General features: G+C 71.8%; 20 protein-coding genes. 14 read left to right on the top strand and 6 right to left on the bottom strand.

The features are described 5' to 3' along the window. Positions 1-86 precede the first annotated feature (86 nt). Positions 87-1,277, top strand: a complete 1,191-nt coding sequence (locus CG719_RS29120) for an ABC transporter substrate-binding protein (RefSeq protein ID WP_100571699.1) — start codon at positions 87-89, stop codon at positions 1,275-1,277. Between the two features lie 13 nt (positions 1,278-1,290). After that, entirely contained in the window at positions 1,291-1,842 is a 552-nt protein-coding gene (locus CG719_RS29115) for an HXXEE domain-containing protein (RefSeq protein ID WP_100571698.1), read from the top strand. On the opposite strand, the gene CG719_RS29110 is transcribed toward CG719_RS29115, so the two are convergent. The 3 genes from CG719_RS29110 to CG719_RS29100 form a co-directional block, all read right to left on the bottom strand. Then, positions 1,835-3,037, bottom strand: a complete 1,203-nt coding sequence (locus CG719_RS29110; protein WP_100571697.1) for a serine hydrolase domain-containing protein — start codon at positions 3,035-3,037, stop codon at positions 1,835-1,837. The genes CG719_RS29115 and CG719_RS29110 overlap by 8 nt on opposite strands. Before the next feature lie 148 nt (positions 3,038-3,185). Then, positions 3,186-3,884, bottom strand: coding sequence for a glycerophosphodiester phosphodiesterase (locus CG719_RS29105; protein WP_100571696.1), 699 nt, complete (start codon positions 3,882-3,884; stop codon positions 3,186-3,188). 29 nt (positions 3,885-3,913) lie between these two features. Then, positions 3,914-4,999 (bottom strand): adenosine deaminase, encoded by a 1,086-nt coding sequence (locus CG719_RS29100; protein WP_376494109.1) that lies wholly within the window; start codon positions 4,997-4,999, stop codon positions 3,914-3,916. A 211-nt stretch (positions 5,000-5,210) separates the two neighbouring features. On the opposite strand from CG719_RS29100, the gene CG719_RS29095 reads away from it, so the two are divergent. After that, positions 5,211-5,894, top strand: coding sequence for a DUF4190 domain-containing protein (locus tag CG719_RS29095; protein ID WP_100571695.1), 684 nt, complete (start codon positions 5,211-5,213; stop codon positions 5,892-5,894). A gap of 369 nt (positions 5,895-6,263) precedes the next feature. On the opposite strand, the gene CG719_RS29090 is transcribed toward CG719_RS29095, so the two are convergent. Beyond that, on the bottom strand, positions 6,264-6,833 hold the full coding sequence (locus tag CG719_RS29090; protein ID WP_100571694.1) for an NADAR family protein: 570 nt from the start codon (positions 6,831-6,833) through the stop codon (positions 6,264-6,266). A 211-nt stretch (positions 6,834-7,044) separates the two neighbouring features. On the opposite strand from CG719_RS29090, the gene CG719_RS29085 reads away from it, so the two are divergent. The 8 genes from CG719_RS29085 (at position 7,045) to CG719_RS29050 (ending at position 16,901) form a co-directional block, all read left to right on the top strand. After that, positions 7,045-8,577, top strand: coding sequence for a gamma-aminobutyraldehyde dehydrogenase (locus tag CG719_RS29085; RefSeq protein ID WP_100571693.1), 1,533 nt, complete (start codon positions 7,045-7,047; stop codon positions 8,575-8,577). A 50-nt stretch (positions 8,578-8,627) separates the two neighbouring features. Continuing rightward, entirely contained in the window at positions 8,628-9,875 is a 1,248-nt protein-coding gene (locus CG719_RS29080; RefSeq protein WP_100571692.1) for a polyamine ABC transporter substrate-binding protein, read from the top strand. A gap of 5 nt (positions 9,876-9,880) precedes the next feature. Next, positions 9,881-11,035: an ABC transporter ATP-binding protein gene (locus CG719_RS29075; protein ID WP_100571691.1), complete on the top strand. Its 1,155-nt coding sequence runs from the start codon at positions 9,881-9,883 to the stop codon at positions 11,033-11,035. Next, positions 11,035-11,958, top strand: coding sequence for an ABC transporter permease (locus CG719_RS29070; RefSeq protein WP_100571690.1), 924 nt, complete (start codon positions 11,035-11,037; stop codon positions 11,956-11,958). Before CG719_RS29075 ends, CG719_RS29070 begins: the two co-directional genes overlap by 1 nt. Continuing rightward, complete coding sequence (locus CG719_RS29065; protein ID WP_100571689.1) at positions 11,959-12,759, top strand: ABC transporter permease; 801 nt, start codon at positions 11,959-11,961, stop codon at positions 12,757-12,759. 49 nt (positions 12,760-12,808) lie between these two features. Continuing rightward, positions 12,809-14,236: an NAD(P)/FAD-dependent oxidoreductase gene (locus CG719_RS29060; RefSeq protein ID WP_100571688.1), complete on the top strand. Its 1,428-nt coding sequence runs from the start codon at positions 12,809-12,811 to the stop codon at positions 14,234-14,236. 253 nt (positions 14,237-14,489) lie between these two features. Beyond that, positions 14,490-16,328 (top strand): chitinase, encoded by a 1,839-nt coding sequence (locus CG719_RS29055; RefSeq protein ID WP_442802754.1) that lies wholly within the window; start codon positions 14,490-14,492, stop codon positions 16,326-16,328. Positions 16,329-16,445: 117 nt separating this feature from the next. Then, positions 16,446-16,901 carry a hypothetical protein gene (locus tag CG719_RS29050; protein WP_100571686.1) on the top strand — a complete coding sequence of 152 codons (456 nt, stop codon included), beginning with the start codon at positions 16,446-16,448 and terminating at the stop codon, positions 16,899-16,901. Here CG719_RS29050 and CG719_RS29045 read toward each other — a convergent pair. Next, a complete protein-coding gene (locus CG719_RS29045) occupies positions 16,825-17,577 on the bottom strand; it encodes a phosphatase PAP2 family protein (RefSeq protein WP_234375810.1) in 753 nt (250 codons plus the stop codon). The two genes, CG719_RS29050 and CG719_RS29045, sit on opposite strands and share 77 nt — an antisense overlap. Positions 17,578-18,008: 431 nt before the next feature. Beyond that, the gene (gene gabT, locus CG719_RS29040) at positions 18,009-19,343 is read right to left on the bottom strand and encodes a 4-aminobutyrate--2-oxoglutarate transaminase (RefSeq protein ID WP_100571684.1); all 1,335 of its coding nucleotides are present in this window, start codon (positions 19,341-19,343) and stop codon (positions 18,009-18,011) included. 280 nt (positions 19,344-19,623) lie between these two features. Here gabT and CG719_RS29035 point away from each other — a divergent pair, with 280 nt between their 5' ends. The 3 genes from CG719_RS29035 to CG719_RS29025 all read left to right on the top strand — a co-directional run bounded on the left by CG719_RS29035 (position 19,624) and on the right by CG719_RS29025 (position 25,519). After that, positions 19,624-22,044, top strand: coding sequence for an ATP/GTP-binding protein (locus tag CG719_RS29035; protein ID WP_100571683.1), 2,421 nt, complete (start codon positions 19,624-19,626; stop codon positions 22,042-22,044). A gap of 208 nt (positions 22,045-22,252) precedes the next feature. Further along, the gene (locus CG719_RS29030; RefSeq protein ID WP_100571682.1) at positions 22,253-23,923 is read left to right on the top strand and encodes a PucR family transcriptional regulator ligand-binding domain-containing protein; all 1,671 of its coding nucleotides are present in this window, start codon (positions 22,253-22,255) and stop codon (positions 23,921-23,923) included. A 150-nt stretch (positions 23,924-24,073) separates the two neighbouring features. Then, positions 24,074-25,519, top strand: coding sequence for an aldehyde dehydrogenase family protein (locus CG719_RS29025; protein ID WP_100571681.1), 1,446 nt, complete (start codon positions 24,074-24,076; stop codon positions 25,517-25,519). The last annotated feature ends 10 nt before the right edge of the window (positions 25,520-25,529 follow it).

The following is a 25,529-nucleotide window of genomic DNA, read 5'->3' as shown; positions in this document are numbered from 1 at the left end:
TTGATCGACAAGGTGTCGGATCCCTCCCGGCGTGCTCGACGCTGCGTCGATTGTCCGGCCACGGACACGGACGGCATCCTTGGTCGGTGCCCAAGACTCCGAAGACGCCCCCGCTCTCCCGCCGGTCCCTGCTGCGCGCCCTGGGCGGCACGGCCGCGCTCGGTGCGCTCGCCGGCTGCGGGGTACCCGCCGCCTACGTCCAGCCCGGTGACCGCGCCATCCCGGACGCCTCCGCCACCGATCACCGGCTGATCTGGGCGAACTGGCCGCTCTACATCGACACCGACGACAAGCACCCGAACAGGCGGCCCACGCTGGAGGCCTTCGAGAAGCGCACGGGCATCGCCGTCGACTACGTCGAGGAGATCAACGACAACGACGAGTTCTTCGGCAAGATCAGCCCGTCGCTGATGAACCATCAGGACCCGGGCCGCGATCTCGTCGTGATCAGCGACTGGCTGTGCGCGCGGTTCGTCCGGCTGGGCTGGGTGCAGGAGATGGACCGTGCCCGTCAGCCGCAGGTGGCCAAGTACCTCGACCCGCTGCTGCGCGACCCCGCCTTCGACCCGGGACGCAAGTTCACGATGCCGTACCAGTCGGGCATCACCGGCATCGCCTACAACCGCCGCAAGCTCGGCCGCGAGATCCGCCAGGTCTCCGACCTGTGGGCGAGCGACCTCAAGGGCCGCGTCACCCTGCTGTCCGGCCTGGACGAGGCGTTCGCCCTGCTGATGCAGGCCAACGGCGTGGACATCACCAAGTGGAGGACCCGCGACTTCGACAAGGTCTGCGACCAGGTGGAGCGGCAGGTCCACAAGGGCCAGATCCGCCGCTTCACCGGCAACGACTACACCAAGGACCTGGTCAGCGGGGACGTCCTGGCCTGCCAGGCCTACTCGGGCGACGTGATCCAGCTCCAGGCCGACAACCCCGACATCCGCTTCGTCGTGCCCGAGGAGGGCGCCGAACTGTGGTCGGACTCCTGGATGATCCCCAACCGGGCCGGCCACATGGCCAACGCGGAACGCCTGATCGACTACTACTACGACCCCGAGGTGGCCGCGGAACTCGCCACCTGGGTCAACTACGTCTGCCCCGTTCCGGCCGCCCAGGGCGTGCTCGCCGACTCCAAGGACAAGGACACCGCCGAACTCGCCGAGAACCCGCTGATCTTCCCCGACGCGACCATGCGCAAGCGCCTCGCCATCGCCCGCGACATGTCCTCCGAGGAACGCGTGGACTTCGCCAAGCGCTGGAACGCCATCGTGGGTCTATAGCAGACTCACCTGCGTGACACACACGCCGAGCGACCAACAGGTGGGCTCCACCGTCACGTTCGGGCTGCTGGCGGCCTGGGCCCTGCACGACGCGGAGGAGTTGGCCACCGTGCGGCGGTCGTTGCGACGCCATGTACCGGTGTTGCGGGAGCGGTTCCCCCAGGTGCCGGAGGCGGTGTGGCGACGGCTCGAATCCGTGGACACACGGGAATTCGCGGTGGCCGTGGGGCTGGTGGGCACGCTCGTCGCCGCCGCGTCCGCCGCGGGCCGGGCGACCGGCGGGCGTTCCGCCGTGTACCAGACGACGCTGAACGCCTTCGGGCTGCACGGCCTGGTCCACCTGGCCCAGGCCGCGGCGGTGCGCGGTCACACCCCGGGCTCCGCGACCTCGCCCGTCGTGGTCGTCCCCTTCACCCTCTGGGCCCGCGCCCGCCTGCGCCGCGCCGGTGTCCTGCGCCCCACGCGCCCCCGGGACCTGGCCCTCGGCCTGGCCCTCGCGGGCGGGGCCGCGCTGGCCTCGCACGCGGCGGCCCACCGGCTGCTGGGCGGACGATCCGCTACCTGAGTGCCGCCAGCGCGATGCGTTCGGCCACCGGGTTCATGGACTCGCCCTTGGCGTCGGTGGAGTTGACCGAGTAGACGAGGGTGCGGCTCAGATCGCGGGTCGCGCCGAGCACGGCGCTGTAGCCGTACCGTGCGCCGCTCTTGATCCAGTACACCCGGCCGTCGTACTCGAAGCGCTGGAGGCCCGCGCTGTAGGTGGCGCCCTCGATGCCCGCCGGGACCGTGAACATCTCCCGCAGCTGCGGCCCCGGCACGATACGGCCGCGGAACAGCGAGTGCAGGAGCCGTTCCAGGTCGGCGGTCGTGGAGATCATGTCACCGGCCGCCCAGCGGTCCGCCTGGTTCCAGTCGGTGACGTCGACGAAGCGTGTCGTGCCGTCGGCCCCGCGCACCGCCTGGTAGCCGTGATTGTGCGGGCCGCGGATCCGCGGGTCGGTGCCGGGGAAGTAGGTGTCCCGCATACCCGCGGGGCGCAGGACGAGCCGCGTGGCCTCGGAGGCGTACGAGTGACCCGTCACCTTCTCGATGAGCAGGCCGAGGATCGTGTAGTTGATGTTCAGGTAGTCCTGCCGGCAGCCAGGCCCGAACTCCGGCCCCTTGGCCGCCGCCGACGCCACCACCTGGCGTGGCGTCAGTGTGTCGAAGCGGTGCGCGTACTGCTCCTCGAAGTCGTCCCCGAAGCCGTCACCGGCCTGGATGCCACTGGTGTGGTTGAGCAGCTGCCGTACGGCGATGGGCTGGAAGTCCCTGGTGAGCAGGCCCGGAAGATACCGCTGGACCGGCGCGTCCAGGTCGACCCTGCCCTGTGCGGCGAGCCGCAGTACGACTGCCGCCGTCACCACCTTCGTCGTCGAACCGGCCCGGAACCGGGCGTCCGGGTCGGCCGGCCGGCCGCCGCGCAGATCGTGCACGCCCGCACTGCCGCGCCAGGTGCCGCCGGTGCCGCCGACGCGGACCAGGGCGGCCGTGGCGTCCGCGTCGGGCAGCGCGGCGATGGCGGCACGCAGCGCTTCGGCGTCCGGGCCGGCCGGGGCGCGGCCGGCGGCGGGGGAGTCCCGGCCGGAGAGGACGTGGCAGGCAGCCGGTGCGGGTTCGGCGGGGGCGGGTGCGGCCAGGGCCGGTGCGGCGGCGATCGGTGCGGTGACCAGGGCGAGGGCGACGGAGGCGGCCGTCAGGGCCGTTGCGCGTGAGTGCATCGGTGCTCCCGGAGGGTGTTCGGTGGGCTGGTGCCGAACATCCTTCAGGCATGCGGCGGTCTGTGGATCGTCGCCGGGGAGGGCAACCGCCCCCGAGGTGACCCGGAGCAAGTTCCGGGCCGTCTCGGGGTGTTGTGGGGGCCGGCCCCTACGGTGCCGCCGTTTGCCCGGTGCGCAGGGTGTGCAGCAGATCGACGCGATTGGTCGTGATCGAGTCGACGCCCAGGTCGAGCAGACGGCGCAGGGAGCGGCGGGTGTCGGGGGTCCAGACGGACAGCAGGTAGCCGTCTCGGTGGACGCGGGTGGCGAGGTCCCGGTCCACCAGCGTGAAGCGGTAGTTCAGCCACCGGGGCCGCACCGCGTCCAGCAGCCCGGCCCGCGGCGGCGCGAGGGTCGTCCAGGTCAGCGCGATCTCGGCGGCCGGGTCGGCGGCGCGCACCGCGAGCATGGCCTCGGCGCCCGCGCAGTAGTACACGCGGTCCCGGGCCCCGCACGCCTCGACCACGTCGACGATCCGCCGCACCGCCCGCGGGCGGGCCGGGCCCGGCAGGTCGATCATCACCCGGCCGTCGCCCGTCGCGGTGAGCGCGTCCTCCAGCGTGGGCACCAGACCGTCCGTCACGTCGCGCACCTCCGCCGCGGACAGCGCGTGCAGCGGCCGGTCATGGTCCCACAGCCGCTTCAGCGACTCGTCGTGGAGCAGCACCGGAACACCGTCCCCGGTCAGCCGTACGTCGATCTCGACCGCGTCCGCGCCCTGGTCGAACGCGGAGCGCAGCGAGCCGACGGTGTTCTCGCGGAAGCGGTAGGGGTCGCCGCGGTGTGCCACGGCGGTCACGGTCTGCATGTGCCCCATTGTGTCCCGCCGGGTCCCGCTCAGGGCGCGAGCCACCGTGCGGTGTAGGCGTCGATCTCCTCCACGACGCGTGCCTTGCCGGTCGCGTCCATGAAGGAGGCGTGCACCGCGTTCTTGGCCAGCTCGGCCAGACCCCGCTCGTCGAGGTCGAGCAGCCGGCCGGCCACGGCGTACTCGTTGTTGAGGTCCGTGCCGAACATCGGCGGGTCGTCGGAGTTGACCGTGACGAGGACCCCGGCGCGGGCGAACTCCTTGATGGGGTGCTCCTCGATGGTGCGCACCGCCCGGGTGGCGATGTTGGAGGTCGGGCAGACCTCCAGCGGGATGCGGTGCTCGGCGAGGTGGGCGAGCAGCTTCGGGTCCTGGGCGGAGCTGGTGCCGTGGCCGATGCGCTCGGCACGCAGCTCGGTCAGCGCGTCCCACACCGTCTGGGGCCCGGTGGTCTCGCCGGCGTGCGGAACGGAGCGCAGCCCGGCGGCGATCGCCCGGTCGAAGTAGGGCTTGAACTGGGGCCGCGGTACTCCGATCTCGGGCCCGCCGAGCCCGAACGAGACCAGGCCCTCCGGGCGCAGCCGGTCGTCGGTGGCGAGGCGGGCGGTCTCCTCGGCCGACTCCAGTCCGGCCTCGCCGGGGATGTCGAAGCACCAGCGCAGCACGGTCCCGAACTCTGACTCCGCCGCCTTGCGGGCGTCCTCGATCGCGTCCATGAAGGCGCGCTCGTCGATGCCCCGCCGGGTGGAGGAGAACGGCGTGATGGTGAGCTCCGCGTAGCGGACCTGCTGCCGGGCCAGGTCGCGGGCCACCTCGTAGGTCAGCAGCCGGACGTCCTCCGGGGTGCGGATCAGGTCCACGACGGACAGGTACACCTCGATGAAGTGGGCGAAGTCCGTGAAGGTGAAGTAGTCGGTCAGGGCCTCGGGGTCGGTGGGCACCTTGGAGTCGGGGTGGCGGGCGGCCAGCTCGGAGACGATCCGGGGGGAGGCGGAGCCGACGTGGTGCACGTGCAGTTCGGCCTTGGGCAGTCCGGCGATGAAGGCCTGCCGGTCACGCGGCGCCTGCGGGTCGAGCAGCGTGTGCGGGTCACGGGGTGCGTACTGGTCGGTCAAGGGTTCCCTCCCGGGAAGGGCGCCGCGGGCCCTGGGGCGCGGCGCGGGTGATCGGCTGATCGGTGAGCACCGTCATCGTAGGCGCATGCCTCGCCGCCGCCCCCGGGCCGCCTCCCGGAGCGGAGGGCGGAGCCGCCCGGTGCCCGGCGGTCCGCCCGCGCCGGCCAGGCCTTAGCATGGCGGGGCGATCGATCGAGGGGGAGACGAGGACATGACGGACGGAACGCAGGCCGGCGGTGGCGCGGGAGCCGAGGATCCATGGGCGCCGCCCGGTAACGGACCCTCTCTGGAGAAGAACCCGTCGGCCCCGGCCCAGCCTTTCGGGCCGGAGCAGCCGTCCGGCTTCCCCCCGCCCTCCGTGCACGACCAGGAGACGATGATCTCGGCGCCGGGGGCCGGCTTCCCGCCGCCCGGCTTCGGCGCCCCCACCGCGGGCTCCGTACCGCCGCCGCCCGTCGCGCCCACCGGTCCGGGCGTGCCCACCGGCCCGGTCCCGGGCGGGTACGGCTACCCCGCCTATCCGGCAGCGGGCCAGGGCTGGCCCGGCATGCCGATGCCCGCGCAGAACGGGATGGGCACCGCCGCCATGGTGCTCGGCATCCTGTCCTGCGTGATGTTCTGCGTCTACGGCATCTTCAGCGTGGTGCTCGGTGTCCTCGCCGTGGTCTTCGGCGTCAAGGGCCGCCGGAAGGCCGATCGCGGCGAGGCCAACAACCGCGGCCAGGCCCAGGCCGGCCTGATCACGGGAATCATCGGCATCGTCCTCGGCCTCGCCACGATCGCCCTGGTGATCCTCGGCGTCGTCTATGTCAACAACGTCGAGGTCTCGGACAGCTCCTACGACGAGGGCGCCCGCGTCCCCCAGCCGACCGTGACCGTTCTGACCGACCGCTGACCGGCGTCGGCCCGCACTGGGCGTGTTTCGAAAGTGCCGTCTGCCCCGCGACGCCTGGCACGCACGCTCGCTGCGTTGTCGGGATCGCCCACGTACATCCAGTACGAGGGCGACCCTCCGCCTTGCGATCGCACGCACCAGACGCCGCGGGGCCCGCCCTCCGGGCGAACGACGCCACTTTCGAAACACGCCCTAGGTGCAGGCCGATGTCACCCCGGCCCGCCCGCCGCTGCCGACCGGCCGCACGCGGCCGCCGGACTGGCCCGCGTGCTGCCGGACTGGTCCGTACGCCGCCGCCAAACTGGCCCACGCGCCACCAGACCGGCGCGTACGTCGCCACGAGCCCGGCCCGCACTCCGTGCGGGCCGGTCAGCTCGCCCGCGTACCGGCCCGCAGCCGCTCGCGTGCCTCCATCAGGGCGAAGCCCAGCAGGTTCGGTCCGCGCCAGCGCTCCGGATCGGCCGCCGCCTCGTCGCCGGCGGCCAGTCCGATCCCCCATATCCGGTCCACCGGACTGGCCTCCACCAAGACACGCTCGCCCGTGGCCAGCAGGAACTCGCGCAGCGCGGGGTGGGCGGCGAACTTGTGGACGCTGCCCTCCACCACGATACGGAACCGCTCGCGCTCCCATAGACGCTCGTCGAAGCCGCGCACGAGCCGCCCCTCCTTCTTGGCCTCGGCCGGATGCCGCGCGGCCAGCACCCGCCGCTCCGCCTCCGCGTCCCCGAACAGCCGCGCCTTGCCGGCCATCATCCAGTGCTCCGCGGTCGCGTACGGCACCGCGTCCACGGTGAACGGCGACGGCCACCACTGACTCAGACAGCTCGGTCCGACCCGGCCGCCCGGGTGCGGCCGATGTCCCCAGAAGTGCAGGTAGCGCACGCGCCTTCCCGCGCTGACTTCCCTGGTCAGAGCCTGCCAGGAGTCGATGTTCCCCATGCACGCGAGTGTGGCACGCACCACTGACACACCGTCCTGCCTTTTCCGTGCCGACTCGACACCTGGTCGACAGATTCCGTCGCGTAACCAAAAGGCAACAACGGAATCCCTTGTTGCGGCCCCTGGCCTCTGCCAGGATCGGCACTCAAATCGAGCTGGAGCTACGCCACCCGCCCTCGGCGACCGAGGAGCGACGGCGGAGGAGAGCGACATGTACAACCCGGGCACAACCCCGGACCGATTCCCGGCGCAGGACCGCTTCGCGGACGGCGCGCAGTACATCTCCGGCCGGCTGACCAAGGGCACCTCGGGCAGCAGCCACGCGGTCGTCGACCCTGCCACCGGCGACGAGGTCTTCACCTACGAGCTGGCCGGTCCCGAGGACGTCGACGCCGCGGTGGCCGCCGCGCGCGAGGCGTTCTCGGGCTGGGCGGGCGCCACGCCCGGCGACCGCTCGGACGCGCTGCACCGCTTCGCGGCCGTGCTCGCCGACCGGGCGGAGGACTTCGCCCGCGCCGAGTCCCTCCAGTGCGGCAAGCCGCTGAAGCTGACCCGCGAGTTCGACGTGCCGGGCACGATCGACAACGCCGCCTTCTTCGCGGGCGCCGCCCGGCACCTCCAGGGTCAGGCGGCCGGCGAGTTCTCCGGCGACCACACGTCCTACGTCCGCCGTGAGCCCATCGGTGTCGTCGGCTCCATCGCGCCCTGGAACTACCCGCTCCAGATGGCCGCCTGGAAGATCCTCCCGGCCGTCGCCGCGGGCAACACCATCGTGCTCAAGCCCGCCGAGCTGACCCCGCTGACCTCGCTGATGTTCGCCCAGGCCGCCACCGACGCGGGAATCCCGGACGGCGTGATCAACATCGTCACCGGCACCGGCAGGGTGGCGGGCGAGCACCTGATCGGCCACCCGGACGTGGCCATGACGTCCTTCACCGGCTCCACCGCCGTCGGCAAGCGGGTCGCCGAGATCGCCACGGCGACCGTCAAGCGCCTGCACCTGGAACTCGGCGGCAAGGCGCCCTTCGTGGTCTTCGACGACGCCGACCTGGAGGCCGCCGTCAACGGAGCGGTCGCGGGCGCGCTCATCAACACCGGGCAGGACTGCACGGCCGCCACGCGCGCGTACGTGCAGCGTCCCCTGTACGAGGAGTTCGTCGCGCGGACGGCCGCCCTGATGGAGACCGTCCGGCTGGGCGACCCGTTCGCCGCCGGCACCGACCTCGGCCCGCTGATCTCGCACGTCCAGCGCGACCGCGTCGCCGGTTTCGTCGACCGGGCGCGTGCCTACGCGCGCGTGGTCACCGGCGGTGAGGCTCCCCAGGGCGCCCTCGAGGCCGGGGCGTACTATCGCCCCACTCTCGTCGCGGACGCGGCGCAGGACAGCGAGATCGTCCAGTCGGAGATCTTCGGTCCGGTACTGGTCGTACTGCCGTTCGACAGTGATGATGAGGGGATCCGTCTGGCCAACGACACTCCGTACGGTCTGGCGGCCTCGGCGTGGAGCCGGGACGTCTACCGGGCCAACCGCGCGACGCGGGAGATCAAGGCGGGGTGCGTATGGGTCAACGACCACATTCCGATCATCAGCGAGATGCCGCACGGCGGTTATAAGCAGTCCGGCTTCGGCAAGGACATGTCCTCGTACTCGTTCGAGGAATACACGCAGATCAAGCACGTCATGTTCGACAACACGGCGGTGGCCCGCAAGGACTGGCACCGCACGATCTTCGGGGACCGATAGCAACGACCAGGCCTCGAACCAGGCCACCTTCCCGAAAGGGCACCACGCGCATGGAGCAGTACGAGCCCGACCGCCTCACCCCGGCCCAGCTGGCCGCCGTGCGGCGCAGCTTCCGCGACGGCAGGGCCGCTTTCAGCCGCCGTTCGCTGCTGCGCGCCTCAGCGGGCGGCGCGCTCACGGTCGGGGGACTCGGGGCGCTGAGCGCCTGCGGGATCCCCCCGGCCGGCCAGGCACAGGGCGGCACCTCCGCCGAGGACCACTCGGCCAAGGAGAAGGTCGTGAACTTCTCCAACTGGCCCGTGTACATCGACGTGGACAAGAGCGGCAAGCAGCACCCCACGCTCGACGAGTTCACCCGGCAGACCGGCATCAAGGTCAAGTACACCGAGGACGTCAACGACAACAACGAGTTCTTCGGGAAGGTCAAGCCGCAGCTCGCCGCCGGCCAGGACACCGGCCGCGACCTCATCGTCGTCACCGACTGGCTGGCCGCACGGCTGATCCGCCTGGGCTGGGTGCAGAAGCTGGACTCGGCGAACCTGCCGCACGCCTTCGCCAACCTGTCCGAGCAGTACCGCAGTCCGGACTGGGACCCGGGGCGCGCCTACTCCTACGCGTGGCAGGGTGTGTCGACCGTCGTCGCCTACAACAAGAAGGCGCTCGACGGCATCGAGGTCAAGTCGGTCTCCGACCTGCTGGACAACCCCAAGCTCAAGGGCCGGGTCTCGTTCCTGTCCGAGATGCGGGACACCATGGGCATGACCCTGCTCGACATGGGCAAGGACCCGGCCAAGTTCACCGACGACGACTTCGACGCGGCGATCGCCCGCCTCCAGAAGGCCGTCGACAAGGGGCAGATCCGGCGCTTCACCGGCAACGACTACACCTCCGACCTGACCAAGGGCGACATCGCCGCCTGCGTCGCCTGGGGCGGGGACATCGTCCAGCTCCAGGAGGACAGCGCCGACGTCGACTACGTCATCCCGGACGCCGGCTGGCTCACGTCCACCGACAACCTGCTGATCCCGAACAAGGCCCGGCACAAGGCCAACGCCGAGCGGCTGATCGACTTCTACTTCCAGCCGAGGCAGGCCGCGCAACTCTCCGCCTACGTCGCCTTCATGAGCCCCGTCGACGGGGCGAAGGAGGAACTTGCCAAGATCGACAAGGCGGCGGCGGAGAACCCGCTGATCATCCCCACCAAGGACATGGTGGCCAAGGCCCACTCCTTCCGCGCCCTGAGCGACAAGGAAGAGGCGGCCTACGAAGCGAAGTTCGCGAAGCTCACAGGGGCGTGACGAGAATGACGACGAAAGACAACAGCGGCGACGTCCGCCTCTCCCAGATCGGCAAGCGCTACGGCGCCTTCACCGCCGTGCACCCGCTGGACCTGACCGTGCCGCAGGGATCCTTCTTCGCCCTGCTCGGTGCCTCCGGCTGCGGCAAGACCACCACCCTGCGCATGATCGCGGGTCTGGAGGAGCCCACGCAGGGCACCGTGCACCTCGGCGACCAGGACGTGACGCACCTGCCGCCGTACAAACGCCCGGTGAACACGGTCTTCCAGTCCTACGCCCTCTTCCCGCACCTCGACATCTTCGAGAACGTCGCCTTCGGTCTGCGCCGGCGCGGCATCAAGTCGGTGAAGAAGCAGGTCGAGGAGATGCTCGACCTCGTGCAGCTGGGCGAGCAGGCCCGCAAGAAGCCGCACCAGCTCTCCGGCGGCCAGCAGCAGCGCGTCGCGGTCGCCCGCGCGCTGATCAACCACCCCAAGGTGCTGCTGCTGGACGAGCCGCTCGGCGCCCTGGACCTGAAGCTGCGCCGGCAGATGCAGCTGGAGCTCAAGCGCATCCAGACCGAGGTCGGCATCACCTTCATCCACGTCACGCACGACCAGGAGGAGGCCATGACCATGGCCGACACGGTCGCCGTGATGAACGGCGGACGGGTGGAGCAGCTCGGTTCGCCCACCGACCTCTACGAGAACCCGCAGACCACGTTCGTCGCGAACTTCCTCGGCACCTCCAACTTGATAGAGGCCGAGGTCGACTCCCGCAGCGGCGAGGAGGTCGTCCTGAAGGCGGGCGGCGGCAAGCTCTCGCTGCCCCAGGCACGATGTTCCGCCCCGGCGGCGACCGGCGGAAAGGTGCTCGTGGGCGTCCGCCCGGAGAAGATATCGCTGACCCACGCCGACGACGCGGGCGAGATACCCGACGGCCGCAACCGCATCACCGGCCGGATCTCCGAGTCGAGCTTCATCGGCGTCTCCACGCAGTACGTGATCGACAGCCCCGTCTGCCCCGGCTTCGAGGTCTACGCCCAGAACATCGACCGCGACGCCCGCCTGGTGCCCGGCGCCGAGGTCGTCCTGCACTGGAACCCGGCCCACACCTTCGGTCTGGACGCCACGCAGGACATCGACGCGGGCGTCGAGAGTGTCGAGGAGGACGCAGCCTGATGGCCGCCGTCACCGAGGCGCCCTCGCCGCCCGCCGCCCAGCAGACGAGACCGCCGCGCAGGCGGGGCCGCCTCACGCCGTACTGGCTGCTGCTGCCCGGCATGCTGTGGCTGGTCGTCTTCTTCGCGCTGCCGATGATCTACCAGGCGTCCACGTCCGTGCAGACCGGCTCCCTGGAGCACGGCTACGAGGTCACCTGGCACTTCGCGACCTACTGGGACGCGCTGTCCCAGTACTGGCCGCAGTTCGTCCGCTCGGTCCTGTACGCGGCCTCCGCGACGATCCTGTGCCTGTTGCTCGGCTACCCGCTGGCGTATCTCATCGCCTTCCGCGCGGGCCGCTGGCGCAACCTGATCATGATCCTGGTGATCGCGCCGTTCTTCACCAGCTTCCTGATCCGGACCCTGGCCTGGAAGACGATCCTCGCCGACGGCGGCCCGGTCGTGGGCGCCCTCAACGCGCTGCACGTCCTGGACGTCACCAACTGGCTCGGCTGGACCGCCGGCGACCGGGTGCTCGCCACCCCGATGGCGGTGGTGTGCGGTCTGACGTACAACTTCCTGCCGTTCATGATCCTTCCGCTGTACACCTCGCTGGAGCGCATCGACGGGCGGCTGCACGAGGCGGCGGGCGACCTGTACGCCCGGCCGTTCACCACCTTCCGCAAGGTCACCTTCCCGCTGTCGATGCCGGGCGTGGTCTCCGGCACGCTGCTGACCTTCATCCCGGCGGCCGGCGACTACGTCAACGCGGACCTGCTCGGCTCCACCGACACCCGCATGGTCGGCAACGTCATCCAGACGCAGTTCCTGAGGATCCTGGACTATCCGACGGCGGCGGCCCTGTCCTTCATCCTCATGGCCGCGATCCTCGCCATGATCACCATCTACATCCGCAAGTCCGGCACGGAGGATCTGGTTTAAATGGCCTTCGTCAACTGGCTCAAGCGCCACCTCGTCGTCCTCGCCGGACTGCTGACGCTCGGATACCTGCTCCTGCCGAACGTCATCGTCACGGTTTTCTCCTTCAACAAGCCGAAGGGCCGCTTCAACTACCAGTGGCAGGCGTTTTCCATGGACGCCTGGAAGGACCCGTGCGGTGTCGCCGACATGTGCGGATCACTGTCGATCAGCCTCCAGATCGCCGTCTGGGCCACGATCGGCGCCACCGCCCTCGGCACGATGATCGCCTTCGCGCTGGTCCGCTACCGCTTCCGCGCGCGGGGCACCGTGAGCTCGCTGATCTTCCTGCCGATGGCGATGCCCGAGGTGGTCATGGCGGCCTCGCTGCTCACCCTGTTCCTCAACATGGGCGCGCAGCTCGGCTTCTGGACCATCCTGATCTCGCACATCATGTTCTGCCTCAGCTTCGTCGTCGTCGCCGTCAAGGCGCGCGTGATGTCGATGGACCCGAGGCTGGAGCAGGCCGCGCAGGACCTGTACGCCGGACCGGTGCAGACCTTCCTCCGGGTCACCCTGCCGATCGCGGCCCCCGGTATCGCCGCGGGCGCGATGCTCGCCTTCGCCTTGTCGTTCGACGACTTCATCATCACGAACTTCAACGCGGGCTCGACCGTGACCTTCCCGATGTTCGTCTGGGGCTCGGCACAGCGCGGCACACCCGTCCAGATCAACGTCATCGGTACGGCCATGTTCGTCATCGCCGTGCTGCTCGTCCTGGTCTCCATGGCCATCGGCAACCGCCGGGCCAGGCAGAAGGCCTGACACCCGCCCCACCGCACCAGCGAAATTGACTCTGTAGGGAGTTGAAATCATGGCCCGTAGCGCCATGAGCCGTGAAAACGACTGGACCACATCCCTCTCCGAGGCCCAGCCGGTCCCGTACTGGCTGGACGACCCCGGCAGGCCCCGCCCGGAGCCGGCGCTGACCGGTGCCGAGACCTGCGACCTGCTGGTGGTCGGGGGTGGTTACAGCGGACTGTGGACCGCGCTGATCGCCAAGGAGCGCGACCCCGACACGGACGTGGTGCTGGTGGAGGGCCGCGAGGTGGGCTGGGCCGCCTCCGGCCGCAACGGCGGCTTCTGCGCCGCCTCCCTCACCCACGGACTGGCCAACGGACTGGCCCGCTGGCCGGAGGAGATCCACAAGCTGGAGGAGCTGGGCGCCCGCAACCTCGACGCCATCGAGGAGACGGTCGCCCGCCACTCCATCGACTGCGAGTTCGAGCGCACCGGCGAACTCGACGTCGCCACCGAGCCGTACCAGGCCAGCGAACTGAAGGACTGGTACGAGGAGATGCGGCAGCAGGGCCTGGCCGAGGGCCAGGAGTTCCTCGACCGTGACGCGGTGCGCGAGCAGGTCGCCTCGCCGACTTTCGAGGCCGGCCTGTGGGACCGCCGGGGCGTCGCCATGCTCCACCCGGCCAAGCTCGCCTGGGGCCTGAAGCAGGCGTGCGTGCGCCTCGGCGTGCGCGTCTACGAGCGCACCCCCGCCCTGACCCTGAGGCCGTACGGCGCCGGGATGTCCGTGCGCACGCCCTACGGCCGGATCAGGGCCCGCCGGGTCGCGCTCGGCACCAACGTCTTCCCCAGCCTGGTCAAGCGGGTGCGCTCGTACACCGTCCCGGTCTACGACTACGCCCTGATGACCGAGCCGCTCAGCGCCGAGCGGATGGCGTCGATCGGCTGGAAGAACCGCCAGGGACTCGGGGACGAGGCGAACCAGTTCCACTATTTCCGGCTGTCGGCCGACAACCGCATCCTGTGGGGCGGCTACGACGCGATCTACCCGTACGGCGGCCGGGTGCGCGCGGAGTACGACGACCGTCCCGAGACCTACGCCAAGCTGGCCGGCCACTTCTTCACCTGCTTCCCGCAGCTCGAGGGCGTCCGCTTCACCCACGCCTGGGGCGGGGCGATCGACACCTGCTCGCGTTTCTCGGCGTTCTTCGGCACCGCCCACCAGGGGAAGGTCGCCTACGCGGCCGGCTACACGGGCCTCGGCGTGGGCGCGACCCGCTTCGGCGCCGAGGTGATGCTCGACCTGCTGGCGGGTGAGCGGACCGAGCGCACCGAGCTGGAGATGGTCCGCAAGAAGCCTCTGCCGTTCCCGCCCGAGCCGTTCGCCTGGACCGGCATCGCGCTCACCAAGTGGTCCCTGGCCCGCGCCGACGAGCACGGGGGCCGGCGCAACCTGTGGCTGCGGACGATGGACCGCCTCGGGCTGGGCTTCGACAGCTGAGACCCGAGACCCGAGACCCGAGACCCGAGGCCTGAGGCCTGAGATCCGAGGCTCGAACCCCGAGCCCGAGGCCTGAGAGGAGACCTCCCTTTCCCTCACGACGCGCCACGCGTCCACGGGAGAGGGAGGTCTTCTCATGCCCGCCGACGCCACAGGTCTTGACAACCGAATTGGTCTGGACCAAATTGGGCGCGCTCCACCGTCCCCAATCCCCCCATGTCCGGAGGCAGTTGTGGATCGCGACATACTGAGACTGGCCGGTCCAGCCGGACCGGCCAAGCGCCGAGTGCTCGCCGGGCTGACGGCCGGCCTCCTCGCCCTGCCCGGCGTCACCGCGCTCACGACGACCGCGCGAGCGGCCGACGCGGACGTCCTGCGCAACGGCGGCTTCGAGGCGGGCCTCGACGGCTGGACCTGCTCAGGATCCTCCGGGACCACGGTGAAGTCACCTGTCCGCAGCGGTAGTTCGGCGCTCCAGGCGACCCCGGCCGGCAGCGACAACGCCCAGTGCGCACAGACGGTGTCGGTCCAGCCGAACTCCCAGTACACGCTGACCGGTTACGTCCGCGGCTCCTACGTCTACCTGGGCGCGAGCGGCACCGGCACCACCGACGTCTCCACCTGGACCCAGTCCGCCCCCGACTGGCAGCAGCTCACCACCGCCTTCCGCACCGGCGCGCAGACCACCAAGGTCACGGTCTACACGCACGGCTGGTACGGCACGGGCGCCTACTACGCCGACGACCTCTCGCTCACCGGACCGGGCGGGAGCACCGGCCAGCAGCCGCCCGCCGCGCCGTCCGGCCTGAAGACGGGCACCGTCACCTCGACCAGCGTGGCCCTGTCCTGGTCCCCCGTCTCCGACGCCACCGGCTACGCGGTCTACCGCGACGGCACGAAGGCCCAGACGGTCACCGGCACGTCCGCCACGATCACCGGCCTGACGCCCTCGACCTCGTACGGCTTCCAGGTCGCGGCGGTGAACTCCGCGGGCGAGTCCGCGAAGTCGGCGACGGTGACGGCGAAGACGGACGCGGACGCGGGCGGCCCGGGCGGCGGCACGGACGGCCTCCCGGCGCACGCCCTGGTCGGCTATCTGCACGCGAGCTTCGCCAACGGCTCCGGCTACACCCGCATGGCCGACGTGCCCAACAGCTGGGACGTCATCGACCTGGCCTTCGGCGAGCCGACGTCGGTCACCTCGGGCGACATCCGCTTCAACCGCTGCCCGGTCACCGAGTGCCCGAACGTCGAGAGCGACGCCGAGTTCAAGGCGGCCATCAAGGCCAAGCAGGCGGCAGGCAAGAAGATCCTGATCTCCATCGGCGGCCAGAACGGCCAGGTGCAGCTGTCCACGACGGCGGCCAGGGACACGTTCGTCTCGTCCGTCTCGAAGATCATCGACACCTACGGCCTCGACGGTCTCGACATCGACTTCGAGGGCCACTCCCTGTCCCTCAACGCGAACGACACGGACTTCAGGAACCCGACCACCCCCGTGGTCGTCAACCTGATCTCGGCCCTGAAGACCCTGAAGGCGAAGTACGGCGCCAAGTTCGTCCTGACCATGGCCCCGGAGACCTTCTTCGTGCAGATGGGCCACCAGTACTACGGCACGGGCAAGTGGGGCGGCCAGGACCCGAGGTGCGGCGCCTACCTCCCGGTGATCCACGCCCTGCGCGACGCCCTGACCCTGCTCCACGTCCAGGACTACAACTCGGGGCCGATCATGGGTCTGGACGGCCAGTACCACTCCATGGGCGGCGCGGACTTCCACATCGCCATGACCGACATGCTGCTGACCGGCTTCCCGGTGGCCGGTGACGCGTCGAACGTCTTCCCGCCGCTGCGACCCGACCAGGTCGCCATCGGCATGCCGGCGTCCGTCAACGCGGGCAACGGCTACGTCGCCCCGTCCGAGGTCACCAAGGCCCTGGACTGCCTGACCAGGAAGACGAACTGCGGCTCGTACACCACCCACGGCACCTGGCCGGCCCTGCGCGGACTGATGACGTGGTCGGTCAACTGGGACCGGTTCGGGAACTGGCAGTTCCAGAACACCTTCGACGCCTACTTCGGCCGCGGCCGCTGACCCGTGAGCCGGTTCACTCCATCGAGGGACGGTAACCCGCGTAATGCCTGATGGGCGACCTCCCTCTCTCCCTCGTGACGCGACCCGCGTCCACGAGAAAGAGAGGGAGGTCTTCTCATGACTGGGGGGAAAACGGAGGTCGCCTGGCTGGCGTCGGTCGCGCCGGACCCGGAGGCCTGCCGCTGGGAGTGGGAACGCAACCCGCGGGGGGTCGCCCTGCTGCCCGCGGGCAAGGCCTGGGACGTCCTGATCCTGCCCGGGGCGCTCGGCTACCCGACACTGGACGTCCTGACCCGCTTCCTCGACCGGCCGGGGCCGGTGCTGGCCGACTTCGGGGACGAGCGACTGGGCTTCTTCGTGCCGCCCGGCACCGCGGCCCGCTGGCTCGGCACCGGTATCCGCGGCGCCGGGCTCGGCACCTGGATCGTCGTCCCGTACCCGGGACGCGTCACCGGCAGGCTGCGCTGGCTGGTCACACCGGACGGCTCGGGCACCCTCACCGATCCGGCGCTGCTGGAGCTGGCGATGCACGAGGCGGCCGCGGCCGTGGCCCTCGAGGAGGAAGGCCGCTGATCAGCAGCCACAGCGCGGAGAGCAGCACGACCGCCAGGCACCAACTCGCCACGACATCCAGTGGCCAGTGGTAGCCCCGCCGCACGAGCCCGAAGGAGGCGCCGGACACGAGCGCGGCGAACAGCGCGACAACGGTCCGGCGGGCGGCGGCCGTGCGCAGCCAGGTCAGAAGCACGAGCGCCGCGGCACCGTAGGCGACGGCGGCGGTGGCCGCGTGCCCCGACGGGAAGTAGCCGGTACCCGGCGGCATGACCGCGGTGCCGGGGCGGGCCGTCCAGGCCTTCAACGGCACGACGAGCGCCGGGAGAAGGGCCATCGGCACGGCTGCCGCGAGGGGCACGAGCCACCAGCGCCCCGCGCCGGCGGCGCGGCCCCGCCAGGCGGTGTACCCGCCCACGGCCACGAGAACCGGCACGGCGACCTGCGCGTTGCCGAGATCGGCGAGCAGTGCGGAAACCCGGTCCGGATGGAGCAGAACACGACCGACCGCCCGGTCCGTGCGCAGGAGCGGGCCGTCGGCGACGACCTGCCAGGTGATCAGCGCGAAGACCGCGGCCGAGAACCCGACGAGGACGACGAGAACGAAGAGGACCCGCCCCGGCCGCTGCGGTCCGGAGCGCCGTGCGTCCCGCCGGGCGGGCGCACGCTCGAGGTCCTGGTTCCGCGAAGTCGACACGGCACACAGGATCGCAGGTCCAGCCGGCCTGCCTTCAACCCGGCAGGGCGGCGGAGCCGCGTACGCCGAAGGGCCGGCGCAAGGGGGGATGTGCGCCGGCCCGACGGAGACGGCCGGCCCATCTGTCTGCGACCGTCCGGAACGGAAGGCCGCGCGCCCCGGGGGGTTTGGGGCGGGCGACTGTCCGATCATTGAGGAGAACCGGAACCCGTGGGTTCCGGGTGTGTGCGCGAGGCACGACCAGGTCGAAGCTGGGGAGGCTACGGCCTGAGGCCGCCCACAGTCCCCTGTGGACGGGTGTATCTCTCATCCGGGAAGAACTTACGGCAGCCGGTGGGCGGGGGACAGCAGGAACGGCGTCCTGCCATCCACCTCGCACACCTTCTTCACACGCTCTGCCGCCGGCTGCGTCAGGCGTGCGTATTCGCCGCTCAGATGCGCGCGAACGCCTGCTCGATGATGTCGAGGCCCTCGTTCAGCAGGGACTCGTCGATGACGAGCGGGGGGAGGAAGCGCAGCACGTTGCCGTAGGTGCCGCAGCTCAGCACCAGCAGGCCCTCGGCGTGGCAGGCCTTGGTGAGCGCTGCCGTCGCCTCCGGGTTCGGCTCCTTGGTGTCACGGTCCTTGACCAGCTCGATCGCGATCATCGCGCCGCGGCCGCGGACGTCGCCGATGATGTCGAACTTGTCCTGCATCGCGGTGAGGCGGGCCTTCATGACCTCCTCGATCCGCTTCGCCCTGGCGTTGAGGTCGAGCTCCTTCATGGTCTCGATCGCGCCGAGCGCGCCCGCGCAGGCCACCGGGTTGCCGCCGTAGGTGCCGCCGAGGCCGCCCGCGTGAGCGGCGTCCATGATCTCGGCGCGGCCGGTGACGGCGGCCAGCGGCAGACCGCCGGCGATGCCCTTGGCGGTGGTGATCAGGTCCGGGACGATGCCCTCGTCCTCGCAGGCGAACCACTGGCCGGTGCGGCAGAAGCCGGCCTGGATCTCGTCGGCGACGAAGACGATGCCGTTGTCGGCGGCGAACTGGCGGATCGCGGGCAGGAAGCCCTTGGCCGGCTCGATGAAGCCGCCCTCGCCGAGCAGCGGCTCGATGATGATCGCGGCCACGTTGTCCGCGCCGACCTGCTTGGTGATCTGGTCGATGGCCTGCTTGGCGGCCTCGGGGCCGGCGTTCTCCGGGCCGGTCGGCCAGCGGTAGCCGTAGGCCACCGGCACCCGGTAGACCTCGGGCGCGAAGGGGCCGAAGCCGTGCTTGTACGGCATGTTCTTCGCGGTCAGCGCCATGGTGAGGTTGGTGCGGCCGTGGTAGCCGTGGTCGAAGACGACGACGGCCTGGCGCTTGGTGTAGGCGCGGGCGATCTTGACGGCGTTCTCGACGGCCTCGGCGCCCGAGTTGAACAGCGCGGACTTCTTGGCGTGGTCACCCGGCGTGAGCTCGGCCAGCGCCTCGGCGACGGCCACGTAGCCCTCGTACGGCGTGACCATGAAACACGTGTGGGTGAAGTCGGCGAGCTGCGCGGAGGCACGGCGTACGACGGCCTCGGCGGAGGCGCCGACCGAGGTCACCGCGATGCCGGAGCCGAAGTCGATGAGGCGGTTGCCGTCGACGTCCTCGATGATGCCGCCGCCGGCACGCGTGACGAAGACCGGCAGCGTGGAGCCGACGCCCTGCGCGACCACTGCGGTCCGGCGGGCCTGCAGCTCCTGCGACTTCGGGCCGGGGATGGCGGTGACGACGCGGCGCTCCTGCTCAAGTGCGGTCATGGGGGCTCCCTGATGAGATCTTGCGTACGGCGGCGTTTTTCGGACGCTTTTCCTTCTTTTCTCGCAGGTTAGGACGGCGGGCACAGGCTGGGCATGCTCCATGTGGGCGTTGTCGTCGCCCGCGGTTGTCCGCGGTGGACATAGGAGGGCCGCGGGCCGGAAAACGCGGGCGCCGGCGCCGTGACCTGCGGCGCGCCGCGCAATCGGTGAACTCCCCATGCGCGGGCGTTAGATTGACTCGCTGACGGTGGACACAGCGGCTGGCCAGGGGGCAAGGGCGATGGACGACGGGACGCAGGACGCCCGGGGTACGCACGCGAACCCCGTGCCACGCCCGGCGATGCCACAGGAGGCTCCCGCGACGCCGCCCCGGCCGCGCATGCCCCCGGCTGCCGCCCCCGGCGCCCAGGAGCAGCATCCCCGAGGGGGACCCGCGCACGGGCAGCGGTCCGCCGTCGCCGAGTGGCTCGACACCCCCCGCCCGGCCGCCGCGCCCGGCGTCTGGCGCTTCGGCCACCGCCCGCCCAAACCTGCCAGGACACCGGACCGGCTGCCCTCGATCACGATCGTCGGACTGCTGATCCCGCTGGTCGTGGCGCTGCTCGTGTGGTCGCTGTGGCGGCAGGGCGCGCTGCCGTACCAGTGGGCGCCGCTGAAGCTGTTCACCCCGGGCGACTGGTGGTGGGGCGGCACCGTGTCCCCCAAGGAACCGCAGGGCCGCGAGGCGATGGTGGTCTACGACGGTGTGTTCTTCGCCGTGCTCGTCTTCGCCGCCGCACGGCTGGGCAGCTGGCCCGACGTCGTACGGCACTTCGTGGGCCGCCGCCCGCAGCCCGCGCGGGCCCTGTCCGCCGCCGCCGGCGCCCTGATCGCGCTCAGCCTGGTCTTCCCCGGCGCCTTCCCGGGCGTCGGCTGGGATCCGGTGCCGGTCGTCGACCCCCTGTTCTCCCTGATCGTCCTCGTGTCGGGCGGTTACGGCCTGTTCGCCTCCCCGTTGTTCACCGACGCGCTGTACGCGCTCATCACCCTGCTGGTCGTCTGGCCGTTCGCCCGGGTCGGCGGCTGGTGGGCGTACGCCGGGGAGGTCGCCGCGCGCCGCCGGGCGGCCGCGGCCCCCGCCGCCCCGCCCGCGGCGGACCTGCCGCGCTCGCAGTGGCCCGGGCCGCGCGAGGCCGGGCAGTACAAGGCGGCCGACCTGCTGGCTGCCGAGGTGGCCGCCGACCGCATGAACGATGTCGACTGCGCCCGGATCGAGCGGGAGTGGGAGGCGGCCCGGCGGGAGGCGCGCGCGGCCGCCTTCGCCGACACCGTGCTGCGGGAGGGCGCCGCCGCCTGGACCCACCCCTCCGGGGAGCGCGACCTGCCGGGCCGCACCGCGCGCCACGACCTGCTGGAAGGCCAGGTGCGCATCGGACGGTGGACGGGGGAGCGGACCCCGCACGACTACGAGGGCGCCGGGGCCGCCCTCGGCACCGGGACACTCGGCACCTCGCTGCTGCTGGTGGGCCCGCCCGGCTCAGGGAAGACCCGGCACGTCACCGCCCCGGTCACCGAGGCGCTCACCCTCCGGGCGCTGACCGGCGGATGCGCGGTCGTCGCCGTCTGCGCCGCCGGGACCCCGCTCGGCCCGGACTCCGCGTACGACGTGGTGGTCCGGATCGGCGACCCCGCCTCCGTCCACGACCTCGACCCGTACGCCGGGTCCGACGACCCCGACGAGGCCGCCGCCTTCCTCGCCGAGGCCCTGGCCGGCGACCTCGACACCGTCGGCGGGCAGAGCGCCGCCACCGCGCTCGCCCAGTTGCTCGGCCCCTACCGCGCGGTGCACGGGCACTTCCCGCCGCTGCCGGTGCTGCGCGAACTGCTGGAGGGCGACCCGGGCGCGCTGGCGTCCCTGCGGGCGGCGCTGCCGGCGGACGAGCACGCCGTGCTGCGGCGCGAACTCGACGCCCGGATGCGGCAGGCCGGCTCCGCGGCCGACGCCGGACGGGCCCTCGCGGACCGGCTCGCGCTCCTGGACCGGCCGGTCTTCGCCGAGTTCTTCGGCGCGGCGGGGCCCGGCGGCCGGCCCTTCTCGCTGCGCGCGGTGGCCCACCACCCGCTGCGGGTCCGCGTCGACCTGCCCGAACACGGGCACGAGGAGGCGTCCCGGCTGATCACCCGGCTGGTCCTGGCCCAGTTCCACACCGTCGTACGGGACACCCGGCGCCCCCACTTCGCCTGTCTGGTCCTCGACGACGCCACCGGGGCCGTCACCGCCGAGTCGGTGCGCCGCGTCCAGGGGCTGCGCTCCCAGAACGCCGGCGTCGTCCTCGCGCTCCGCTCGGTCGCCGACGTGCCCGAGGCGCTGCACGGCCCGCTGCTCGCGGCCGTCGGCTGCCGTATGGCGCTGGCCGGTGTCACCACCTGGGACGGCAGCCGGTTCGCGCAGGCCTGGGGGACCGAGTGGGTGGAGACCAAGGAGGTGGCCAAGCACACCGTCTTCGCCCACCAGCCGATGACCCGCGCCATCCACGCCCTGCGCAAGCTGGTGACCGGACGGGCCGTGACCACGGACGCCGTGACGACCCGGCAGGTGGAGCGGGAGCGCTGGTCCGCCTCCCAGCTGGCCCACGAGGTACCACCCGGACACGCGGTGCTGTCGCTGACCGACGTACGGGGCGAGCACGCGCCGCCGCTGCTGGTGGACCTGCGGGGCTGACCGGACCGGGGCGGAGCGAGGCGGCGGGCGTCCGTACGGACGTGACGCGTTCACCGTACGGTGAGGCAGAATCGGCATAGGCCGTTCATACGTGACGTCCAAAAGATCACAATGATCATCCGACCTCCATGGAAGTTCCGGAGAACTTCCGGAAAAACCGCCGCCCGCAGGACCTCCGCCGCCGCACCTCTGCCGACCAGAAGGCCCCATGCCCCCGACGCTCGCCTCGCTCGTGCACCACTCCGCGCTCAAGCTGACCGTGCGCGCGGCCGGGGACCGCCTGGACGTACCCGTCCGCTGGGCCCACGTCAGCGAGCTCGCCGACCCCGTGCCGTACATGGAGGGCGGGGAGCTACTGCTGATCACCGCGCTCAAGCTGGACGCGGAGGACCCCGAGGCCATGCGCCGCTATGTGAAGCGGCTGGCCACGGCCGGGGTCGTCGGGCTCGGCTTCGCCGTCGGGGTCAACTACGAGGAGATCCCCGCGGCGCTCGTCGACGCCGCCGAGGAGGAGGGGCTGCCACTGCTCGAAGTGCCCCGCCGCACCCCGTTCCTCGCCATCAGCAAGGCCGTCTCGGCGGCCATCGCGGCCGACCAGTACCGGGCGGTCACGGCCGGCTTCGCCGCCCAGCGGGAACTGACCAGGCAGGCCCTGAACGCCGGACCGGAGGGACTGCTCGCCGCGCTCGCGGCCCAGGTGGACGGCTGGACGGCGCTCTACGACGCCTCGGGAGCCGTCGTCGCCGCGGCACCCGAATGGGCCGCACGCCGCGCCGAACGGCTCACGGCGGACATCGAACGGCTGCGCGACCGGGCGGCCCCGGCGTCCGCCGTGGTCGGCGGACCCGAGACCGAGGACCGCGTCGAACTCCACTCCATCGGCACCGGACGCCGCCCGCGTGCCGCGCTCGCCGTCGGCACGGCCGCCACCCTCGGCACCGCCGAGCGGTACGCCGTCCACTCCGCCGTGGCCCTCCTGACCCTCACCACGGAACGCTCACGCTCGCTGCACGCCGCCGAGCAGCGGATCGGCGCCGCCGTGCTGCGCATGCTGCTCGCCGGTCAGCCCGACCACGCCCGCGCGGTGGCCGGTGACCTGTACGCCGGCCTCCTGGACGCCCCCTTCCGCGTGATCGTCGCCGAGTCCGCCTCGGCCTCCGCCGCTCGGGCCCACGCCGGCGCACACGCGCGTGTGCGGCCCGCGGCGCCCTCCCAGGCCGCCGTACTGGCCGCCGCCGACCCCGGCGCCGACCCGCTCACCGCGCTGGCCGAGGTCGTCGAGGCGGCCGCCGCCCGGTCGGGGGAGGCGGTCCTGGTGGTCCCCGACGGGGAGCGCCTGGTGGTGCTGGCCGCCGACGGGGGAGCGGCCGTGGCGGTGTGCGGCCAGTACGCGGCGGCGCTGGAGGCGGCGCGGGCGGAGGCCGTGCGCGAGCAGTCGGGCGGAGGGGACGAGGACGAACTGGTCGTCGGGCTGTCCGGACCGGCCGGGCCCATCGCGGCCGCCGCCGCGTACAAGCAGGCCGAACAGGCGCTCTCGGTGGCACGGCGGCGCGGACGGGTGCTCGTCGAGCACGAGCAGCTCGCCTCCGGATCGGTGCTGCCGCTGCTGGCGGACGACGCGGTCCGGGCGTTCGCGGACGGGCTGCTGCGCGCGCTGTACGAGCACGACGCGACCGGACGCGGCGACCTGGTGGCCTCGCTGCGGGCGTGGCTGTCCCGGCACGGCCAGTGGGACGCGGCCGCCGCCGACCTCGGCGTCCACCGGCACACCCTGAGGTACCGGATGCGCAGGGTCGAGGAGATCCTCGGCCGCTCCCTGGACGACCCGGACGTGCGGATGGAGCTGTGGCTGGCACTGAAGGCCACGTCCACGGAGTAGGCACCCCGCTCTTCGGCGCTCGTACGCCAATCCGGCGCACCCGCGCCCCGCACTGCTACGACTCGGACAAACGACCCCGGGCCGCCCCAGCCCTACCGTGGACGACGAAAGCCAAGTACATCTCCTACGCGGAAGGGCCGGGACTCCTTGATGACTTCCACCCACGCCTTCTGGCTCGCCGGCCGCCAGGTCACCGGCGAGGACACCTTCGACGTCACCAACCCGTGGGACGGGCGCCTGGTCGGCAAGGTCGGCGTGCCGACCGACGCCCAGGTCGAGGAGGCCGTGGCCGCCGCGTACGCAGTGCGGGACGAGTTCGCCGCCACCCCGGCGCACGTGCGGGCCGCCGCCCTCGACCACGTCAGCAAGCGGCTGGTCGAGCGCACCGAGGAGATCGCGCAGCTCATCTCCGCCGAGAACGGCAAGCCGATCAAGTGGGCGCGCGGTGAGGTCGGCCGTGCCGTGTCCGTGTTCCGGTTCGCCGCGGAGGAGGCCCGCCGGTTCAACGGCGGCGACGCCCAGCGCCTGGACACCGACGCCGGCGGCCAGGGCCGCCTCGCCCTCACCCGCCGCTTCCCCAAGGGCGTCGTCCTCGGCATCGCGCCGTTCAACTTCCCGCTGAACCTGTGCGCCCACAAGGTCGCCCCGGCCATCGCCGCCGGCGCGCCGATCATCCTCAAGCCCGCCCCGGCCACCCCGCTGTCCGGGCTGATCCTCGGCGAGCTGCTGGCCGAGACCGAGCTGCCGGCCGGCTCCTGGTCGATCCTCCCGGTCGCCAACGACAAGATGCCGGCCCTCGTCCAGGACGAGCGCCTGCCGGTCATCTCCTTCACCGGTTCCGAGAAGGTCGGCTACGCGATCATGGACTCGGTGCCGCGCAAGCACTGCACCCTGGAGCTCGGCGGCAACGGCGCGGCCGTCGTCCTCGCCGACTGGGCGAGCGACGAGGACCTGGACTGGGCCGCGGGCCGCATCGCGACCTTCTCCAACTACCAGGGCGGCCAGTCCTGCATCTCCGTGCAGCGCGTGATCGCCGACGCCGCGGTCTACGACCGCCTGCTGCCGCGCATCGTCGCCGCCGTCGAGGCCCAGGTCACCGGTGACCCCTCCGACCCGAAGACCGATGTCGGCCCGCTGGTCAGCGAGGACGCCGCCAAGCGCGTGGAGTCCTGGGTGCAGGAGGCCGTCGAGGCCGGCGCCACCCTGCACACCGGCGGCAAGCGCGACGGAGCCTCGTACGCCCCGACCGTCCTCACCGATGTGCCCTCCGAGGTGACGATCTCCTGCGAGGAGGTCTTCGGTCCGGTCCTGAGCGTGCAGAAGGTGAACGGCGAGGCCGAGGCCTTCGCCGCCGTCAACGACTCCAAGTACGGCCTCCAGGCAGGCGTGTTCACCCACGACCTTCAGACCGCCTTCCGCGCCCACCGCGCCCTGGAGGTCGGCGGCGTGGTCGTCGGCGACGCTCCCTCCTACCGCGCCGACCAGATGCCGTACGGCGGCGTCAAGCAGTCCGGCGTGGGCCGCGAGGGCGTCAAGTTCGCGATGGAGGACTACACCTACGAGCGCGTCCTGGTCCTGACGGGCCTCGCCCTGTAGTCCCGACGGC

The organism is Streptomyces sp. CB01373, from assembly GCF_002803075.1.
Lineage (GTDB): Bacteria > Actinomycetota > Actinomycetes > Streptomycetales > Streptomycetaceae > Streptomyces.
The sequence above is the reverse complement of the archived record's forward strand: the minus strand, read 5'-3'. Positions and strand labels throughout refer to the sequence as shown.

Coding starts and splice junctions, on each gene's coding strand:
- CG719_RS29070 (WP_100571690.1), top strand. CDS start 11,035: ATGGCCGCCGTCACCGAGGCGCCCTCGCCGCCCGCCGCCCAGCAGACG.
- CG719_RS29025 (WP_100571681.1), top strand. CDS start 24,074: ATGACTTCCACCCACGCCTTCTGGCTCGCCGGCCGCCAGGTCACCGGC.
- CG719_RS29095 (WP_100571695.1), top strand. CDS start 5,211: ATGACGGACGGAACGCAGGCCGGCGGTGGCGCGGGAGCCGAGGATCCA.
- CG719_RS29075 (WP_100571691.1), top strand. CDS start 9,881: ATGACGACGAAAGACAACAGCGGCGACGTCCGCCTCTCCCAGATCGGC.
- CG719_RS29080 (WP_100571692.1), top strand. CDS start 8,628: ATGGAGCAGTACGAGCCCGACCGCCTCACCCCGGCCCAGCTGGCCGCC.
- CG719_RS29065 (WP_100571689.1), top strand. CDS start 11,959: ATGGCCTTCGTCAACTGGCTCAAGCGCCACCTCGTCGTCCTCGCCGGA.
- CG719_RS29035 (WP_100571683.1), top strand. CDS start 19,624: ATGGACGACGGGACGCAGGACGCCCGGGGTACGCACGCGAACCCCGTG.
- CG719_RS29090 (WP_100571694.1), bottom strand. CDS start 6,833: ATGGGGAACATCGACTCCTGGCAGGCTCTGACCAGGGAAGTCAGCGCG.
- CG719_RS29105 (WP_100571696.1), bottom strand. CDS start 3,884: ATGCAGACCGTGACCGCCGTGGCACACCGCGGCGACCCCTACCGCTTC.
- CG719_RS29060 (WP_100571688.1), top strand. CDS start 12,809: ATGGCCCGTAGCGCCATGAGCCGTGAAAACGACTGGACCACATCCCTC.
- gabT (WP_100571684.1), bottom strand. CDS start 19,343: ATGACCGCACTTGAGCAGGAGCGCCGCGTCGTCACCGCCATCCCCGGC.
- CG719_RS29085 (WP_100571693.1), top strand. CDS start 7,045: ATGTACAACCCGGGCACAACCCCGGACCGATTCCCGGCGCAGGACCGC.
- CG719_RS29050 (WP_100571686.1), top strand. CDS start 16,446: ATGACTGGGGGGAAAACGGAGGTCGCCTGGCTGGCGTCGGTCGCGCCG.
- CG719_RS29110 (WP_100571697.1), bottom strand. CDS start 3,037: ATGCACTCACGCGCAACGGCCCTGACGGCCGCCTCCGTCGCCCTCGCC.
- CG719_RS29030 (WP_100571682.1), top strand. CDS start 22,253: ATGCCCCCGACGCTCGCCTCGCTCGTGCACCACTCCGCGCTCAAGCTG.